The 18,010-nt window shown below is 49.8% G+C and carries 18 protein-coding genes; 11 read left to right on the top strand and 7 right to left on the bottom strand.

Features of this window, described 5'->3' with window-relative positions; translation table 11 throughout:
• Positions 1-181: 181 nt before the first annotated feature.
• Entirely contained in the window at positions 182-1,465 is a 1,284-nt protein-coding gene (locus tag GA004_RS15125) for an O-acetylhomoserine aminocarboxypropyltransferase/cysteine synthase family protein (protein WP_283394716.1), read from the top strand.
• Between the two features lie 401 nt (positions 1,466-1,866).
• Here GA004_RS15125 and GA004_RS15120 read toward each other — a convergent pair whose 3' ends face one another.
• The gene (locus GA004_RS15120) at positions 1,867-2,043 is read right to left on the bottom strand and encodes a hypothetical protein (RefSeq protein WP_283394715.1); all 177 of its coding nucleotides are present in this window, start codon (positions 2,041-2,043) and stop codon (positions 1,867-1,869) included.
• A gap of 437 nt (positions 2,044-2,480) precedes the next feature.
• On the opposite strand from GA004_RS15120, the gene GA004_RS15115 reads away from it, so the two are divergent.
• From GA004_RS15115 to GA004_RS15090, 6 genes are all read left to right on the top strand, one after another.
• The gene (locus GA004_RS15115; RefSeq protein WP_283394714.1) at positions 2,481-3,698 is read left to right on the top strand and encodes a nucleoside permease; all 1,218 of its coding nucleotides are present in this window, start codon (positions 2,481-2,483) and stop codon (positions 3,696-3,698) included.
• A gap of 15 nt (positions 3,699-3,713) precedes the next feature.
• Positions 3,714-5,033, top strand: a complete 1,320-nt coding sequence (locus GA004_RS15110; protein WP_283394713.1) for a Gfo/Idh/MocA family protein — start codon at positions 3,714-3,716, stop codon at positions 5,031-5,033.
• Positions 5,034-5,042: 9 nt separating this feature from the next.
• Positions 5,043-6,128, top strand: a complete 1,086-nt coding sequence (locus GA004_RS15105; RefSeq protein ID WP_283394712.1) for a Gfo/Idh/MocA family protein — start codon at positions 5,043-5,045, stop codon at positions 6,126-6,128.
• Positions 6,125-7,423, top strand: a complete 1,299-nt coding sequence (locus GA004_RS15100) for a 3-keto-disaccharide hydrolase (protein ID WP_283394711.1) — start codon at positions 6,125-6,127, stop codon at positions 7,421-7,423. Before GA004_RS15105 ends, GA004_RS15100 begins: the two co-directional genes overlap by 4 nt.
• A gap of 1 nt (position 7,424) precedes the next feature.
• Positions 7,425-7,688, top strand: coding sequence for a hypothetical protein (locus GA004_RS15095; RefSeq protein WP_283394710.1), 264 nt, complete (start codon positions 7,425-7,427; stop codon positions 7,686-7,688).
• Between the two features lie 409 nt (positions 7,689-8,097).
• Positions 8,098-8,325, top strand: a complete 228-nt coding sequence (locus GA004_RS15090) for a hypothetical protein (protein WP_283394709.1) — start codon at positions 8,098-8,100, stop codon at positions 8,323-8,325.
• A gap of 84 nt (positions 8,326-8,409) precedes the next feature.
• Here the strand turns inward: GA004_RS15090 and gpmI are convergent, their stop codons facing one another.
• The 3 genes from gpmI to GA004_RS15075 form a co-directional block, all read right to left on the bottom strand.
• The gene (gene gpmI, locus GA004_RS15085) at positions 8,410-9,987 is read right to left on the bottom strand and encodes a 2,3-bisphosphoglycerate-independent phosphoglycerate mutase (RefSeq protein ID WP_283394708.1); all 1,578 of its coding nucleotides are present in this window, start codon (positions 9,985-9,987) and stop codon (positions 8,410-8,412) included.
• Between the two features lie 152 nt (positions 9,988-10,139).
• Positions 10,140-10,346, bottom strand: coding sequence for a hypothetical protein (locus GA004_RS15080; protein WP_283394707.1), 207 nt, complete (start codon positions 10,344-10,346; stop codon positions 10,140-10,142).
• A gap of 338 nt (positions 10,347-10,684) precedes the next feature.
• Positions 10,685-11,227 carry a glutathione peroxidase gene (locus GA004_RS15075; RefSeq protein ID WP_283394706.1) on the bottom strand — a complete coding sequence of 181 codons (543 nt, stop codon included), beginning with the start codon at positions 11,225-11,227 and terminating at the stop codon, positions 10,685-10,687.
• 257 nt (positions 11,228-11,484) lie between these two features.
• Between GA004_RS15075 and GA004_RS15070 the strand changes: the two genes are divergently transcribed.
• The 4 genes from GA004_RS15070 (at position 11,485) to GA004_RS15055 (ending at position 14,274) form a co-directional block, all read left to right on the top strand.
• The gene (locus tag GA004_RS15070) at positions 11,485-11,937 is read left to right on the top strand and encodes a plastocyanin/azurin family copper-binding protein (RefSeq protein WP_283394705.1); all 453 of its coding nucleotides are present in this window, start codon (positions 11,485-11,487) and stop codon (positions 11,935-11,937) included.
• 189 nt (positions 11,938-12,126) lie between these two features.
• Positions 12,127-13,080 carry a YHYH protein gene (locus GA004_RS15065; protein WP_283394704.1) on the top strand — a complete coding sequence of 318 codons (954 nt, stop codon included), beginning with the start codon at positions 12,127-12,129 and terminating at the stop codon, positions 13,078-13,080.
• Position 13,081: 1 nt separating this feature from the next.
• A complete protein-coding gene (locus tag GA004_RS15060; RefSeq protein ID WP_283394703.1) occupies positions 13,082-13,630 on the top strand; it encodes a toxin-antitoxin system YwqK family antitoxin in 549 nt (182 codons plus the stop codon).
• Positions 13,609-14,274 carry an SCO family protein gene (locus tag GA004_RS15055; protein WP_283394702.1) on the top strand — a complete coding sequence of 222 codons (666 nt, stop codon included), beginning with the start codon at positions 13,609-13,611 and terminating at the stop codon, positions 14,272-14,274. Before GA004_RS15060 ends, GA004_RS15055 begins: the two co-directional genes overlap by 22 nt.
• 42 nt (positions 14,275-14,316) lie before the next feature.
• On the opposite strand, the gene GA004_RS15050 is transcribed toward GA004_RS15055, so the two are convergent.
• The 3 genes from GA004_RS15050 to GA004_RS15040 all read right to left on the bottom strand — a co-directional run bounded on the left by GA004_RS15050 (position 14,317) and on the right by GA004_RS15040 (position 17,980).
• Positions 14,317-14,703 carry a YdbL family probable chaperone protein gene (locus GA004_RS15050; RefSeq protein ID WP_283394701.1) on the bottom strand — a complete coding sequence of 129 codons (387 nt, stop codon included), beginning with the start codon at positions 14,701-14,703 and terminating at the stop codon, positions 14,317-14,319.
• A gap of 20 nt (positions 14,704-14,723) precedes the next feature.
• The gene (locus GA004_RS15045) at positions 14,724-14,933 is read right to left on the bottom strand and encodes a hypothetical protein (protein WP_283394700.1); all 210 of its coding nucleotides are present in this window, start codon (positions 14,931-14,933) and stop codon (positions 14,724-14,726) included.
• Between the two features lie 119 nt (positions 14,934-15,052).
• Positions 15,053-17,980: an intermembrane phospholipid transport protein YdbH family protein gene (locus tag GA004_RS15040; RefSeq protein WP_283394699.1), complete on the bottom strand. Its 2,928-nt coding sequence runs from the start codon at positions 17,978-17,980 to the stop codon at positions 15,053-15,055.
• Positions 17,981-18,010 lie beyond the last annotated feature (30 nt).

The following is an 18,010-nucleotide window of genomic DNA, read 5'->3' as shown; positions in this document are numbered from 1 at the left end:
GAGAAAAAGTCTCATTATCAATAATGAGACTAAATAAGCAATAAGAGTGTGATTGTAGTAGGACCTAACAAGGTTTGTGAACTTTGGACTGGTCGACTCTGTAAACTCTTTTCATAGTGCGTCGTCAAATTTTCGTATTGGTACATAGAAGCAGAAAACCAACCTCAAAAGTCAGTCCTTAATGAAACTCGAAACACAATGCCTTCACGCCGGTCAGGCACCGGATCCCACGACTCACTCACGTGGAGTCCCGGTTTACCGGACCTCCTCCTTCGTTTTCGATAGCACCGAGCACGCTGCTAATCTCTTTGCGCTGAAGGAGCTCGGAAACATCTACTCGCGAATTATGAACCCGACTCAGGATGTGCTGGAGCAGAGGGTCGCTCAGCTCGAAGGGGGTGCAGCGGCTCTGGCGGTCAGTTCGGGTACCTCGGCAATTTTCTATTCGATCATCAACGTGGCGAAAGCGGGCGACAATATCGTGTCGGCCAACAACCTGTATGGCGGAACGTATACACAATTTAACGACATTCTTCCAGATTTGGGTATCACGACCAAGTTTGTTGATCCTTCCGATCCCGCAAATTTCGCCTCAGCGATCGATGAGAACACCAAGGCGCTGTTTTGCGAAACCGTTAGTAATCCCGGCATCGAGATTTCCGACCTCGAGGCGATTGCCAAGATCGCCCATGACAATGGGATCCCTCTAATTGTCGACTCCACGTTTTCGACGCCTTATCTGACACGCCCGATAGAGTTCGGCGCGGATATAGTCGTGCATTCGTTGACCAAATGGTTTGGCGGTCATGGCAACGGGATAGGCGGGGTTGTCGTTGACTCAGGTAAATTCAATTGGGCCAACGGAAAATTCCCCTTGTATGACAATCCAGACTCCTCCTACCACGGATTGCGTTGGGGGCACGACCTTCCTGAGCCCTTGGCTCCACTAGCGTTCATCCTTAGGATGCGCACCGTTCCTTTGCGCAACTTGGGGGCCTGTATTTCTCCAGACAATGCGTGGATGTTTTTGCAAGGGATAGAAACCCTCCCGTTGCGGATGGAGCGTCATTGTTCCAACGCCAAAGCAGTGGCTAACCATTTAGATGACAAGGAGGGAGTCGAATGGGTAAGGTATCCGGGCCTTAATGACAATAAGAGTGGTGCCTTGGCGGATAAGTATTTGGACGGCAAAGGCGGTGCCATGGTGATATTTGGAATTAATGGTGGTGCCGCAGCCGGATCGAAGTTCATCGATTCGCTCGAGCTGTTCAGCCATCTGGCCAATGTGGGCGACGCCAAAAGCCTAGCCATCCATCCTGCGACTACCACCCATAGCCAGCTTTCAGCGGAAGCCCAGAAAGCGGGAGGCATTACTCCCGAGCTGGTGCGTCTTTCCGTAGGGATCGAGCACATAGACGATATCATCGTCGATATCGACCAGGCTCTGGCGAAGGCGCTGGCCTAGTCGGCAAAGCAGGATCTATTTCCGTTTCCAGTCAATCCTGAGAGTCGGGTGACTGGACGGTGATTCCTAATCCTATAGATAATGCTCCTTTGTCAGTCTTTGGGGCCTTGGGTTTGGATGGATTGCTTGAGGAGTGGGGAATTTCGATTGGCGCCTAAAACCGGAAGAGCCTCGGCCTCATCTCTGGGGTCCCTTGGTTTCGTCCTTACAAACAGAGACTCACGGGCTTGAAGAGTTACAGGGTTTTCTCTAGCGATTGGCGTTACTCTCCTATTGAATCCGCTCATATCCGACTTTCCCACCCTAGATAACCCAAAAACCGACCCGGTGGCCTCGCCACAAAACGGTAGATCCTACTGGGCGGAGCTGAAGCGTCGAAAGGTCATGGGGGTGGGGAGCACCTAAGCGGTGGTGGCGTGGATCGCCATCCAGTTTTCGGCGGCGGTGCTTCCGCAGTTGGGGATTCCCGAATGAACGTCGCGACTGGTGACTCTGGTTTTGCTGATTGGATTTCCCATTGCCTTGATCATAACCATGGTGATCCGCTTTGATTTCCCATTGTCCTCGCTTGAAGACAAAGCAGTATCCGTAATTTGAGGAATTGACCCGGGAATTTGGGTGCCGCCTGAGTGATCTGACTGTTTTAAGCGAGCAATTCAAAGAAGGTATTGATCCATGAAATGCGTAATGCGCATTCTCTTTTTTTGTATCCAGAATAAGTAATAATGTTTACGGGCAGAGTCATCAGGAATCACCTCGATTCGACGTAGATTGAAAAGCGGAATTTTGTCTGCTCAGTTACGGGGCTACCGGTGCACGGGAGCAACGTTCATGAGCGGTTAGGCTTTTATGGAAGTCGGAATGGTATACTTTTACGATTGATCTATCAAATTGAGGGATTTGAAAAATGAAATAGTTCTAGAACATTTTGAACGAAAGTTGCGAACGTTGAGTAGACAGGCGGACAAAAAGCTGCACGATTCAGGTTTTTCTCCCAAATACTGCCCCTTAGAATATGAAATCCACCGTACGTATACAGTTGTCCGCGATGATGTTCCTCCAGTTCTTCGTTTGGGGAGCTTGGTTTGTGACTTTAGGAACCTACCTAAGCCAGGGTCTTTCCTTCGACGGCGCTGAGATAGGGGATGCTTACGCCACCATGCCATGGGGCGCATTAATCGCCCCCTTCTTTGTGGGAATGATTGCGGACCGCTTTTTCAATGCCGAGCGGGTGCTCGGATTTTGCCATCTGGTTGGGGCGGTGATTCTTTATTTCAGTGCTTCGATTACGGACCCATCGACGTTGTTCTGGATGCTCTTTGTCTATGCGTTGGCCTACAATCCCACCTTGGCCTTGGTGAACATGATATCGTTTGCCCAAATGGAAGATACTGGAAAGCAGTTTCCCGCGATTCGGGTTTTAGGAACTATCGGTTGGATTGCCGCGGGTCTATTGGTGGGGAGTTTGGGGATCGAGAACACTTCGATCCCCATGAAGATTGCCGCAGGGGCATCAGCAGCACTGGGTTTGTTTTCCTTCTTTCTGCCGTGGACGCCTCCTCAGTCTTCTGATAAGAAAGTTACTGTTCGGGATGTTCTGAACTTGGATGCGTTGTCCATGTTGAAGGATCGTTCCTTTGCGATTTTCGCCATCGGCTCGCTTTTCATATGCGTCCCGCTCGCCTTCTACTACAATTTTACGAATTTGTTCTTAAACGAATCCGGGTTTGAGAATGCAGCGGGCAAAATGACTCTCGGGCAAATGTCGGAGATCGGCTTTATGCTCCTCATGCCGTTTTTCCTCGCCCGTCTAGGGGTCAAGAAAATGCTCTTGTTTGGGATGCTGGCCTGGTTTGTCCGCTACATTCTTTTTGCCATGGGCAATTCGGACAGCCTCGTTTTTATGTTTTACGCCGGAATCTTGCTCCACGGAATTTGCTACGATTTCTTTTTCGTGGCGGGCCATATCCATGTCGATAATGTGGCCCCTAAAAACCTGAGAGCCAGTGCCCAAGGCTTTATCGCCTTGATCACTTATGGATTGGGCCTGCTGATCGGGACTAAAATATCTGGATATGTGGTGAAGGCTTACGAGACTGAAATCGCGGCCGGCACTTTTATCCATGATTGGAAAGCGATCTGGTTGATGCCGGCCGGAATGGCGGCGATCGTAATTGTCATGTTTGCAATTTTCTTTAAAGTGCCCGACGTGAAGCCCGCAGAAACTGAATAGAAAGCTTTTAACGATATGAGTCGCATAGTAAATCCCCAATCGAGTCGGAGGCAGTTTCTCAACGCATTAGGTGGTGTCGCCGCTTTCTCGATACTGCCGACTGTAGCCTGGGCCAGTTCGCCCAACGGCAAGTTGCAGATTGCTCAGATTGGCGCTGGCGGTCGGGGAAAGGGTAATTTCGATTCTCTATTCCGTTTGCCCAATGTCGACATCGTCGCTTTGTGTGACGTGGATAGTAACAGTTTAGCAGAACGATCGACTGAAGTGCCTCAGGCGGAGACGTTTCGGGATTACCGGAAACTGTTCGACAAGCTGGGAGACCGGATCGATGCCGTTTTGGTCTGTACGCCTGACCACATGCATGCACCGATATCGTCGCACGCGATGGAATTGGGAAAGCATGTCTATTGTGAGAAGCCGCTGGCCCACAACGTCGTGGAGAACCGCCAGCTCAGACTCCTAGCTGAGGAAAAGGGTGTGGTGACGCAAATGGGAATTCAAGTCAGCGCGTCCATTGGCCAGCGAATGACGGTCGATTATATCAAGAGTGGGCTGGTTGGAAAGATCAGCGAAGTTCATGTCTGGTCCAACAAGTCTTGGGGGTCCAATGATTTGATTCCGGTGACGACGAATCCGGTGCCGGCCAACTTGGATTGGGGACTGTGGCTTGGAGTCGCGGAAGAGCGGCTTTATCGCGAAAAGATTTTTCATCCGGGCCAGTGGCGCCGCTTGTTGGACTTTGGTACGGGTACCTTGGGAGATATGGGTGTCCATATTTTCGATACTCCATATCGGGCGTTGGAATTAACCTCGCCCAAATGGGTGAGAAGCCACTGTCGTGAGCCGAACGGATTCGCTCATCCGACAAGCGTGAAAACGGAATACCAGTTTCCCTCGACACAGTACACAGCGAAAACGCTCAAGTGGACGTGGTACGATGGCGAGAATGGCCCCCCTTCCTGGATTGAGGGATTCAATGAGGATGGTGCGTTCCAATTGCCCAAACAGGGCTGCGTGATGATTGGGGAAAAAGGGGTTCTGATGATGCCACACATGAGTGGTCCCCAGACGTTTCCGAGAGAATTGATCCGAAGTGTGCCTCGTCCGGAACTCGATCCGCTCGACCACCATGGCCAATGGGTTAATGCCTGTCTGGGCGAAGGATCGACGGGATCTCCCTTCTCCTACGGGGGACCTCTTTGCGAGGCGTTGCAACTCGGCGTGGTGGCAAGTCGTTATCCGGGCAAGAAACTAACGTGGAATCCCCGTTCCATGGAAATACCGAATTTGAGTGAGGCTAATCAATACCTCAGCCGCGAATACCGAGCGTTCTAGAAAGCAAAAATGTCAGAGGTAAGAAAACATCGAGTACTGTGTGTTGGGGCGGGAAATACGGGGAGATCCCATATTTTGGCGTACCATCGCTTAGACGGATTTGAGATTGCAGGCATTTGCACGAGAAGTCCTGGATCTCGGAATAAAGTCATGGAGGAGCTTGGTGCGACTTATCCGGGATTCGACAGTTACGAAAAAGGGTTGGTAGAAACGAAACCGGACGTGGTATGTATTACCACATATCCGGATACACACTACGAATATACCAAGCTGGCCTTGGAAGTGGGTTGCCACGTGTTCTTGGAAAAGCCAATAGCCGAAACGATCGAGGAGGCGGAGGCGTTGGTTGCTCTAGCGAAAAAGGTGAATCGCAAACTGGTTGTAGGCTATGTCTTGCGGCACCATCCGAGCTGGATTCAGTTTGTAGAGAAAGTGCACACTTTAGGTAAGCCGCTAGTCATGCGGATGAATCTAAACCAGCAGTCTTCAGGCACTCAGTGGGAGACCCACAAAAACTTGGCTTCCTCCATTTCGCCTGTGGTTGATTGCGGAGTCCACTATGTCGACGTGATGTGCCAGATGACAAAATCGAGACCAGTGCGCGTTTCAGGCATCGGAGCCCGTCTGACGGATGAATTACCGGAAGGGAAAATCAACTACGCCCACCTACAGGTGACCTTTGAAGACGGCTCAGTCGGTTGGTACGAAGCCGGCTGGGGTCCCATGATGAGCGAAAACGCATTTTTTATTAAAGACGTCATAGGGCCGAAAGGGTGCATTTCCATCGTGGCGGAAAAGTCCGGGGCTCAAGGGCAAAGCGCCAAGATTGAAGCCCATTCCGGAACGGAACGACTGCAGGTGCATCACAGCGAGCTTGATGCGGAGGGTAATTCGGCCCGGGAAGACGAGTTCGTTTCTATGGAATTAGAGCCGGATCATGACGCCCTTTTTCACCGAGAGCAGGAGTATTTTCTTAAGGCTATCAATGAAGATTTGGATGTATCCGAACTTTTAGAGGCTGCTTGTAATGCTAGCCGCATCGTTCTAGCGGCAGATGAGAGTTTCCGAACGGGTAAAACAATAGACATGCTATGAGATACACAGCCGCTTTATTAATTTTCTTTTGCTTATTTTCCGCGAGTGGATCGGAGATTAATCCGCCCGAGGGCTTTCGACCGCTTTTCAATGGGAAAGATCTTTCCGGCTGGTACGGCGACAATCCGCACCAGTCTCGTAAGGTAGAAGACCGGCAAGCTGCGATCAAGGACCAGCAAGACGATTTCAAAAAGCACTGGACCGTGGAGAACGGCGAATTGGTCAATGACGGAAAGGGGCCGTATGCCACGACCGTTCGCGACTACGGAGATATCGAACTGATGCTTGAATACAAGACTGTGGCCTTGGCCGACAGCGGCATCTACCTGCGTGGATCGCCTCAAGTTCAGATTTGGGACACGACTAAAGAAGGGGGTAAATGGGACAACGGTGCGGATCGCGGTTCGGGTGGACTGTACAACAATCCGAAAGAAGACGCGGATACGAACGGCAAGCACCCCTTGGTTCACGCGGACAAGCCCTTTGGCGAATGGAATAGCCTGAAGATTCGTCACGTGGGTAATCGCATTTGGGTTTGGTTGAATGCCCAAAGGGTCGTTGACGGAGCCATTTTTCATCCTTATTTCGATAAGACCAAACCGATGCCCAGTAAGGGGCCCATCCATTTGCAAACGCATGGTGGGGAAATCCGTTGGCGGAATATCTATGTTCGCGAAATTGGAGATGTGGAAGCAAACGAGATTTTGCGTGGGGAGGAGTTTGGGACTGCCTTCGAGCCGATTTTCAATGGACGCGACCTCAAGGGTTGGTTCGGTGATAGGAACGGCAAGCTTGTCGCCAACGGCGAGTTACTATGGAGCGACGGTGGGCATATTTACACGGAGCGCGAATTCGCCGACTTTGTCTTCCGTTTCGAGTTCGTTATGACCCCCGGAGGCAACAACGGCTTGGCGATTCGTTCGACAGGAGAAGGCAATCCTGCCTATGACGCCATGTGTGAGCTTCAAATTCTCGATGACGGTCACGAACGCTATGCAGGGGTAAAACCAAGGCAGGCTCATGGTAGCGCCTATGGTATGGCGGGAGCTTATCGCGGCTACCTGAGAACTGCCGGGGAATGGAATTACCAAGAAGTCATTGTTAAAGGCTCCACAATTCAGGTAGAGCTAAATGGTGTACGAATTCTGGATACAGATCTCAGCAAGATAAGCGACTATATGGATGATCGTGAACATCCGGGAAAAATGCTAAAGAAAGGGCACCTCGGGTTTGCGGCCCATGGTCCTCAGCATGTCTTCCGGTTTCGTCGACTTTCGGTAAAGGAGCTCGACTAGAGTGGAGAACTTTGTTCCTCCTGGAGATTGCCCGGTCTGTGGCGAACATGTGGAGGAAGGTTCTGCCTCCTGCCAGAGCTGTGGCAGTTGTCCGCAGTCGGGTTGGAGCGAGGATGCTGTCTATGACGGGCTGGACTTGCCTGCAGAATCTTTTGGGGAGTCGGAAAATGCGGTGACGAAAGGCAAGTCCACGACCAAAAGGCTCGTCTTGGCGATAGCGCTTTTGATCGGAGTGGTTATTCTGTTTGTTCTCACTAAACCGTAGTCAGCGATCGAGGTCCTAACCGGAATAGGCGGCACCGGATAAGCTCGCTGGCGACTCATGCCAACTTGCTAGGTCGCTTTTCTCAAATTAGTTGAGATGATTGTGGCTACAGGCTTGAGCTATCACCTGCATAAGCTCGACTGGACTTTCAAAAAATGTGGTCAGCTTTTTTGCTGCGACCGCAATATCCAGGCGTGGCATGGGTTGATATGCCTTGTGGCGGTATTTCTCCTTTTCGGTTGTCCGATAAGTAGAAAAATTCCCCTAAGGTTCCGGTTGCCGGAAGGCAGTATCTGGAAAGGTAAGACAGCGTTTAGCTTGGGTGTATCCAATGTCAATCTGTGGTTGATGAGGACTTGCGCCAGAACTCACGACACCGCGAAAAGTTAATGTCGTGCTCGGTGGTGAAGTGAATCGGGTCAAGACTTATGGTCAACTCCTTACCAAGATCATCAATCCGTCACACGTTATTAGCGGGAAGCCGGCAGCCAACAATACGGATAGCGAAGGCAATTCCTTGATGCCGGACTTTTCCGAAGCGATGACGGTGCGGCAAAGGACCGATATTACAGAGTTTCTACAGGCTCGGAACGAAGTGGTGATTCCCGAGCACGCGTATAGCGTCTACGGTCCTTAAAGGAGAAATCGAATCGGAGGATTTTTTAGAGGGCACGCGCGAGTTATAGTTTCGTGCGGTGCCCTCGCGGATTGCTTGTCGGAGCTATTTTACGATCAAGGAAATTCCGGTCATCTCGGCAGGTTTTTCCAATCCCATAAGCTCCAAAACAGTTGGAGCGATGTCTGCGAGGCGACGGTCCTCCTGAAAAAGGCTTAGGTTTTCGCAATCTTTGCCATAAATGACGAGCTCGACGGGATTGAGAGTGTGAGCCGTGTGGGGACCGTTGACGGCGGGGTCCCACATTTGGTCGCTGTTGCCGTGGTCTGCGGTCACCAATGCGACACCGTTGACCTGGTCAATCGCTTCCAGCAATTCCCCTATGCAATGATCCACTTTCACGCAAGCCAGTTTGACCGCTTCAATATTGCCAGTGTGTCCGACCATGTCCGGATTGGCAAAATTCACGAGAACGAAATCGTACTTCCTGGACAGAATCGCATTCTTGGTGAGCTCTTTGACTTCCTCGGCGGACATTTCCGGGGTTTCGTCGTACGTATCCACTTTTGGACTATTTGCTAGCCCCCATGCTTCACCTTCAAAGGGTTCCTCGGTATAGTCGTTGAAGAAGAACGTAACATGCGGATACTTCTCGGTCTCGGCACAACGGTATTGGGTCAGACCCTGGCTCGAAAGATAGTTGCCGAGAATGTTGCTCATTTTCTTGGGCTTTAGAAAGATGACGTTTTCGCAAAGCCCCTTTTTCCACTCGGTCATTGCAACGTAGTAAAGATCCAGTTTCTCGCCTCGTTCGAATTCGCTGAATTCGTCCTCGATAAACGCGCGAGTGATTTCGCGGGGGCGGTCCCCCCTGTAGTTATAGAAAACGACCGCGTCCCCATTTCCTATATTCGCAACCGGTTTGCCGGTCTCGTCTACAATCGAAGTTGGGGGCACAAACTCGTCGCCAGTAGAAGAGTCGTTGGTGGGACTGTCGTAGTAATCGGATAGGGCTTTGGATGCGTTTGTTGAGGTTCCCGCCGCGCGTTTGCCCACGAGCATATTGTAGGCTTTGGAAACGCGATCCCAGCGGTTGTCGCGGTCCATGCACCAGAATCGGCCGCATACACTGGCGATCTTTCCGATACCGAGTTCAGAGCACTTGGCTTCGATTTGCTCGATAAAACCCTTCCCGCTGTGTGGCGGGGTGTCACGGCCATCCGTGAAGGCGTGTATGTAGACTTGCTCAATACCTGCATTCTTCGCTTCTCCCAAAAGCCCGTAGAGATGATCTAGCAGGCCGTGGACCCCCGCATCCGAGACGATTCCCATATAGTGCAGTTTCCCGCCATCCTTAGATCTGTCGAATGCCCCTTCGAGCACTTTGTTGCCTCGAATGGATCCCGTTTCAAATGCTTTGTTGATGCGAACAATCTCCTGGTCAACGATACGTCCGGCTCCGATATTCTGGTGTCCGACCTCGCTGTTTCCCATTACGCCTAGGGGGACCCCGACGTCCAGACCGCAGGCGGCAAGCTCGGTCCGGGGCCAGTTTTGGCTCAAATTGTCTGAAACGGGTGTATCGGCGAGCTTGATTGCGTTGTACGCATCTTGCTCTTTGTGGTGGTTCGCTCCCCAGCCGTCGCGAATGACGAGGAGAACAGGTTTTTTGCCTTCGTTCATATTGTCTAAATCAGGTGATAGGGAAATCAGTTAGGAGCAACCTTAGAGGCTGCAGATCGTGCGTTTTCCTAAAATGATCCAATGAAGTCTATAAAAATGAACGGATTAGGGGTTAATATTACGCGACGCCACAATCAGTGAGGATACTGGATTCAATCGACTGGCTCGATCGCTTTCAGGCAGTCCTCGTTCTCCTTTAGGACCCGTTCGATTTCTTGAGAGAAATTTTCTCTCATTGGAATTCTGTCAATTCGAGCATCATATCCTGCCTTAATGGCCCTTTCTTCCAGAGTGATTGCCTGGGTTTTCTGCTCGGCTTGGTTGAGATCTCGCTCTAACGTTAACTTGTCTGTAATCATGATTCGAGGTCCCGAGGCGTGGTATGTATGGTAACTTCCGGGAATAGCGGTTAGGGTGAGATAAGGTATTCGATTGTGAGCGTGTGAGCGGGCAAGGAATATCTTGCCCTCATTCAAGGCCACCGCATCTTTCCATAATGAAAAAGCCCTGGATCGGCGGCGAGTGAAGAGTATTTTGAGTCGAGGTTCAACCGTTCGGAACCCAAAACAGCAATGTTTTGAAGGGTTATTACTGGAATCAGGAAGAGCAGTGCTCTTCTAAAAGCGGGGTAGACTAGAAGTGATCTTAGAAACAATTTCTTCCAGTCCTATGTAGTAAGGCTACGTAAACCCAGAGTTTAAAGCGCAGCCTCGATCGCCTTCTTGATTTTGCTCGATTCGGGATTGGTCATGCTGCCGAACCGCTCGAGGATCTTTCCATCGCGCCCAACCAAAAACTTGCTGAAGTTCCACTTTATTCTACCCTTAACAGGAGAGCTCTCCCCTGCGAGAAAGGAGTAGAGGGGGTGTTGGTTGGGTCCGTTGACGTCAACTTTCTCAAACATAGGGAAAGTGACACCGTAGGTGAGCGAGCAAAAAGACTTAATGTCTTCGCTTGTCCCCGGTTCTTGCCCTCCAAACTGGTTGCAGGGAAATCCTAAAACAACCAAGCCGTCGTCTTTGTACTTTTGATACAGTGATTCGAGGTTTTCGTACTGTCCGGTAAAGCCGCATTTAGAAGCGACATTCACAATCAGCAAGAGCTTGCCAGCGAACTCCTCAAGCTTCCTGGTTTCGTTGTCGAGGTCGGTGGCGGTGATGTCGTAGATCATTTCTCCTCTGAGGGGGATGTGGGCTGCGATGAGCAGGGCGAAAGCTAGCAGCAGAAGTTTAGTAGTCATGTCAGTATTCTGTAAAATATATGAAAAAGGGTACCTTGTAAAGTCTGGTGATTTTAAAGGAGCCTGAAAAAAGGTATAGGAGGGCCGGGACGGATTGGCAATGTTCAATCGGGAGTTGAACCAGTTTTGAATCGAATCTTAAATCCCACGAAATCAATTACTTGCAGATAGTTTTTATTCGGAACAATTTATTGTTTGAAGGATCAGAAGCGGTGTCCATTGTTCCGCGTTTCGTTGGAACGTAAATCATAATCCAAATGAAAATAAAATTAGCAGTAACCTTAATGTCGTTATTTGGGCTGATCAGTTTATCCTCGGTCGCTCTCGCAGAAACAACCATAGAGTTGTCTGCTAATGACACGATGCAATTTGATAGCAAATCGTTCGAAGTTCCTTCCGGGGAAGAGATAACGCTTGTTTTCACGAACAAGGGAGCGTTGCCCAAGGCGGCGATGGGGCACAATGTGGTGATCCTCAAGCCAGGCTCGGACGTTATGGGGTTCGGAGCGGGAGCGGTCGCAGCAGCCGCGACTGAATACGTTCCTCAGTCAGGTCCTTTGGCGGAGCAGGTAGTCGCTAACACGAGGTTGCTCGGTCCCAAGGAAACCGACACGATCAAATTCAAGCTAGACGCTCCAGGTGAATACGCATTCATTTGCTCCTTCCCTGGACACTACGCTCTGATGAAGGGCATTATAACGGCCAAGTAAGCTCGTCGTTGAAGCCGATCAAGAATTCAGGAGCCTTCCGATGAGGGCTCCTTTTTTTCGGTCTATCAATGAGTTGCATCCGGGACCGCGATTTTTTCGAATGAGTTGCCGTTGTGTTTGTGTGTCCGGCCGGTGTAGATTGATCCTATTGGAGCCAAATTCATTAAAAGGAAAGGTAAGAAGATTAGATTGAGAGTTTTCAGTACATTGGGTCTGCTCCGCAGGGTTTTCGGGCTTTGTGCATTGGGAATTTGGCTCACCGGATTGCATGCAGAATTGTCAATAGAAAGGCTCCTTGAAGACCAAGCAGTGCGTCTTTTGATAAAAGGGGAAAAAGATGACACTTGGTCGGTGGAATTCTCAAACGATTTAGAGCTGTGGCAGGGATTGGGCGGGGCCGGATTGGTAGTTCTCGATGGGTCTGGGGAAGGAGAGCTTGTGGTCACCCTGACCACGGAAGCCCAGTTTTATCGAGCAACGCTTTCTGAGAAGGCCAACAGATTGCCGGCTCCCTACAACCTGTTTTCGGAGGAACTGACTCTGTACGTAGACGGAGAGTTTATGGTGATCGAATCTTCCAATGTACCCAACCATCCGAGTCCGTACTTTTCTCAAGGAGATGATCGGTATGAGGCGTACAATGGCCCGAATGGCAGCTTTCGGTTAAACCCAAATTCAATAGGTTCCCAAAGTTTTGTTTACAGAATTCCGCTCAATCCGGCAGAAGCCTCGAACAAGCGCAGCACCAATTTGGGCTCAATTGGAATCGCTATAAACGGGGTCGCTCTATTCAATCAATACGCGGGTCCGAACCGGCCATTGACAAATGAAATCGACAGTTTCGATCAATTTAATGGCCACCCGCAAAATACGGGGGTTTATCATTACCATATCGAGCCGCTCTATCTCACTGGTTTGGAAGGGAAGGATGGGCTTGTAGGTGTACTTCTCGATGGCTTTCCGGTGTATGGTCCAATTGAGAATGGTGTAGCTGTCACCAATGCCGAATTGGATGAGTATCATGGGCACTTTCACGCCACTGAGGAATTTCCTGATGGAATCTACCACTACCACTTCACGGATACAGATCCCTACTTGAATGGTGGAGAGTATTTTGGCAATCCTGGAACGCAAACCAACTAGGATGATGTTACGTCTTGTCGTTTTGGGTTTCGCTTCTATGGCTGCCTTATTGAGTATCCACTCGGAAGATACTGACTTAGTGGGTTCTAATGTCGCTGAATTTTACAGATCCAATGGATTGATGGTGCAAGGTGGAGTGCCTTATTCTGGAATTACTCGCGAATACTATAGCGAGGGTAGCTTGCAGTCTGAGACTCTCTGGGATAACGGAAAACGTGAAGGGCTTTACTCGAGCTGGTACGAAAACGGCCAATTAAAAGAAAAGCGCTACTACCGCGAAAACCGAAAAGAGGGAGAGCATCTCGGATGGTTTGAGAATGGAAAATTGAGGTTTCAATTAAATTTTTCGCATGGCAACTACCATGGGAGCTGTAAACAGTGGTATTCGGATGGGAGCCATTACTCGTTGTTACATTATGAAAACGGCGAAGAAGTGGGGTCCCAGCAAATGTGGGAGGCGGATGGACGGGTTCGGGCAAATTACGTCGTCAAGAATGGACGCCGGTACGGGATTATTGGTTCTAAGCGATGCGTAACAATTTCGGAGTGAAAATATGGGTCGTAGTCCTGTCTTTAGTTGGATCGATCTCCAGTTTGGCTGAAGATTCCGATCTTCAATCGTCGATTCCCTTCTTTAGCGAACCTAGCCTAACTCCAAAATGGCTTGGCGAAGATCAAGGAGGAGCGGAAGGATTTCACCGTATCGCCGACTTTGAACTTATTGATCAAAATGGCCATTTAGTGGGACGGGAGTCGCTTAGGGGAAAGCTCTACCTAGCGAATTTCTTCTTCACTACGTGTCCAGGTATTTGCTCGACCATGACTGGAAACTTAAAGCGGGTTCAGGCCGCGTTTAAGGGGAATGAGGAGATTAAGATCCTGTCCCATTCGGTAACTCCAGATTACGATTCGGTTTCCTTGCTAAAGGAGTACGAAGCTAAGCACGGAATATCGGGAGATATTTGGCACCTTTTAACAGGAGAGAAGGAATCGATATACAGTTTAGCAAGAGACTCATATTTTGCTGACGATGCGGGGTCCCCGATAGAAAATGTGGGAGAGAGCTTTCTCCATACTGAAAAAGTTTTCCTCATCGATAGACTCGGTAGGATTCGAGGCGTCTACAACGGTGTGATGACCGTCGATATGAAACGTATTATCGACGATGTGAAAACACTCCTGGAAGAGCATTAGCCTTTTCCGTCGCCGATGGTGTGAAGCACCCGAATTTGGGCCTTACTTCTTAGACCACTGTCCGCTAGGTTGCTGTGCCCAGACGCCTGGGGCGGATTTTTCGCGAATCGATTCAGCTCTGCCTTGTCCCACGACCGCCACGGAAAGCCCGAGCCGGTTTGCGAGAATGGTGTACAACGCCTTGCGGTCGCTGTTCTCATCATTCATGGTTTTTGTTTGAGCAGGGTTGAGAATCGCTCTTTGTTCCAGAAACCCCTTGTTGTTCTCCCCGACCGAACCGCTGAGTTTCAAGGCATCGACGCTTGCGATTCTTTCAAGCATCCGTTGCTTGATCGACACTTCGTTATTTTGAGCCATTGCGTTTTGAGGCACGAGCCCGATAGTGACTGAGGCAATGGTAAAGATAAGGGTCCAGCTGGGTATTTTCATCTTATTGATAACGTTGGAAATTAGGAATCTGAGACGGAAGTTGATGCACTGTCGATATCGCCGAACACGTCCGAAAGCTCCTTTTGAAGCTGCACCTTTAGGTTGACATCGAGCGTCATGAAAATCGGCTCGAATGAGCTATGCGTCTTTATGCTGATACAGCCGGAAAGGCCAAGGAGTATAGCAGACGCGAGGGCGAACTTTGCGACGGAGCGAGTATCGATTTTCATGATTTTCGAGTAGGACGGCTCCCGTTAGAACCGTATTCAGAATATTTGACTAGAATGCTGCTTTAGAGTTCGGATTGCGAGGGGATTATTGTTTAAAGATTGTTAGATTCCAGCATGGCCTATTGGTTAGGTTCTTGGTCGGCGATGAGACCGAGCGAGTCCAGCCGGGTGAGGAAATTGAGCAATTCCGCTTGGGTTCCGTTTACATTGGTAGTGATGTTTAGCGGAATTTGTGTATCCCCGGTATCAGCGGTTCCCTCGAGTTGTATTCGCATCGGAGTATTTGGCAGGTTCTTGTTGAACAGATCGAGTCGCAGTTTTTGGATGGTAAGGCTTTCCAAAGCATCTTCTAGCAAAGCGTTCGGCTCAAGTTCCAGGCGTTCGAGCAACTTGTCCCCTAGCGTTTTCTTCGCGAGCGGATCAGAGCCTTTATCGGTGAAGAGACCGGTGGCGTTGTAGGATAACTCAGCCGGCTCACTAGGATCCAGTTTGAGATATCCCTCGCCGAGAATAGGGTATCCATCTTCGATGCGGATTGGCAGCGTTCCGTTTAGTCGACCGCTCACGTATCCATCAAAAAAATCAAGCATCGTAATCGCGGGAGTTATCGAGAGGCGATCGAAGTGTATGAGTAAGTCCGCCTTTGGATCTGTGGTAGAGATTGTGAAGGGATCAAGAGTGACTCGGCCCTCAAAGATCGATAACCCGGCGTTTTCAACTGAGAGTTGGGACCCGTTAGCGATCATGAAAGCCGATTCAATTTGAGTGGCTTCAATATCCCCGATCGTAATCCGATCCGCCGCGATTGTTTGGGAAGGAGAAGTAGTTGAGCTGAGGATTGAGGGAAAATTGACATCGGTTCGAACGGAATCGATCGTTAGCTCTTGCGAAGGCAATCGGAGCCCTCCCTCCCGCAGTTGAATATGCATGGAGGCATCCCAAGACTTCCCCTTGGCCTGAGTCTCGCCATTGAGTGTGATCTTTGCAGAAACGGATGAACCTTTCAGTGTGGGCAGGTGACGAGCGAGAATATCAGAACTGACGAGATGGATTCCCTTAATCTCGTATTTTCCTTTGGATACAAATTCCCTAGTACCCGATTCCACAGACTGTTCCAGACTGATTGAAACCGGTTCGTTTTCGAGAAGGAGCGCAGCGCTTGTATTAGTTTCAAAGAAATTACAGGATCCCTTGATTTCAGAATCTAGTGAGAACTGATTTACTGTTTCGGTTCCCAGTTGAATAATGCCGGCTCCGAGCTCGAGTCGGGAGTGTATCGGTGATGATGGGAGAGGGCCTAATGAACGGATTCCGGCTGAAAACCATTGCACTACCAGGTCCGATGGACCGTTAAGTTCGGATCCTTGAAGGTTGAATTCGTATTTCGTCAAGGGAGCCGCGTACTCAATCAGTGCGGGGGTGTTGTTGATGTGTTTCCCCATCAGGAGCAAATCGACTGGTTCGGTTGAGATAGAAAGGGAAGCCTTGCCTCCTTGAATTGACCAGTCATCAAAATCCGTTGCTAGTTCGGCGGCGGTCAAATTCAGGGCCAGAGTCGCCTGGTTGTCTGTGGGCCAATAGTCTAGGTCGGCTCGGAGTAGGGCGGTCCCGTATAGAGTTGCGAAAGGTAGGCTCGCGATTCTGGTTACCTCTTCCGGGGTAATGGTGACGCTGGCTTTTTGTTTATCGAGCCCGTGCGATAGACTGGCTTGCAGATTCCACCTGCCCGTTAGAGGCGGTTTTTGATGAAAAGATGGGAGTTCCTTCGAAACGATTGCGGCGGAGGCTTCGATTTGGGGAGATTCAGTGGTAAGTCCTTCGATCGTGGTTTTCAAGTTTTCAATTACCAACCATGGCATCGCCTGGGTCACAAGATTTCCGAGGGACGCGGTGGCCGATTCTAGATCTCCTTTGAAGGCAATGTCGAAGGGAGCAAGATTGAAGGAGTCGCTATGCAGTTCACTGAAAGACAATTCACCAGAATAGCTTTCGATTGAGTATTCATCGTTTAAAACGGGAGTCGCAACGATTGAGAATACTCCATTTTCGCCGTTCGTAGATTCCCACTGCGTATCGGGTACCTTGATGAGAAGGTCACTAAGGTCTAATGAAAAAATCTGTACTTGAGTGTCAGATACAAATAACTGATCATAGCTAAGGCTACCAAGGAAAATGTTCGACTCAATATTGCGAACTTCATTTCCGAGCAGGTCAAGAGATACCTGTACTTTTTTGATATCCGCATCCAGATCAAAGTCTCGGACCAATAAAGGGCCCAAGTTTGCCGAGACGGATGCCGATTCAAGTGTGATGCCGTGGAAAACGATATAGGTATCGATTGATGCGCTGGTTAGCTGAATAGCGTCTTCTTGTGAAAATGGCAGAGCACCTTTCCATTCGATTCCGTTTGCAGCCAGTGTGGATTCGAGATCTAAAACGGTCGCTTGAATCGAACCGCGAATACGGTCGGAGATAGAAAGATCGAGGGAGATGGATTCGGTCTCAGTTGCCACTTTGGCCTCGCCTCGAATATCCGAACCTCCAGCCTGACTAAGGGCGAGATGCAGATCGAATTTGGTTTCCCCTAGATCCGTTCGAAGTATGACCATCGCGTCTTCAATCGTAACGGATTGCAGGGGAAAGGGGATGCCATTTTTGATAAGGGTATCGATTTCCAGAAGATCCACCGTAGAGGGACCGGTAAGATCGTAGTAAAGTTCAACCCCTTTAAGTTGAATCGATTTCAACTCCCTTTTTTCCCAGACATCTTTGAGATTGTAGCTGAGCTCGAGCCGCTTAACGCTTAGAGTATAGGAGTCGGATTTTATGAAGATATCCGTGAGCGTGCAAATGTTAGAATCGAGTCGATCCCATTCAAAGCGTGCTTCGTCAATACCCGTTTCGGTCAGGGCATTCTCTGCCAGAAAGTGAGCAATTTGAATTCGTGCTAGATAGACTCCGAGGACGACACCACCTAAGCAGGTGAGGCCAAAGAGCGCTCCACGAACGAGTATCTGAGATAGCTGTCCTTTCCGTTTGGAGTTCATTCTCGTAGGTAGGATAGAAGTACGGCGTCG

The sequence above is a fragment of the Candidatus Pelagisphaera phototrophica genome (assembly GCF_014529625.1).
In the GTDB taxonomy this organism is placed as follows: domain Bacteria; phylum Verrucomicrobiota; class Verrucomicrobiia; order Opitutales; family Opitutaceae; genus Pelagisphaera; species Pelagisphaera phototrophica.
Note: the sequence above shows the minus strand (reverse complement) of the source record. Positions and strands in the feature narration are given on the sequence as shown.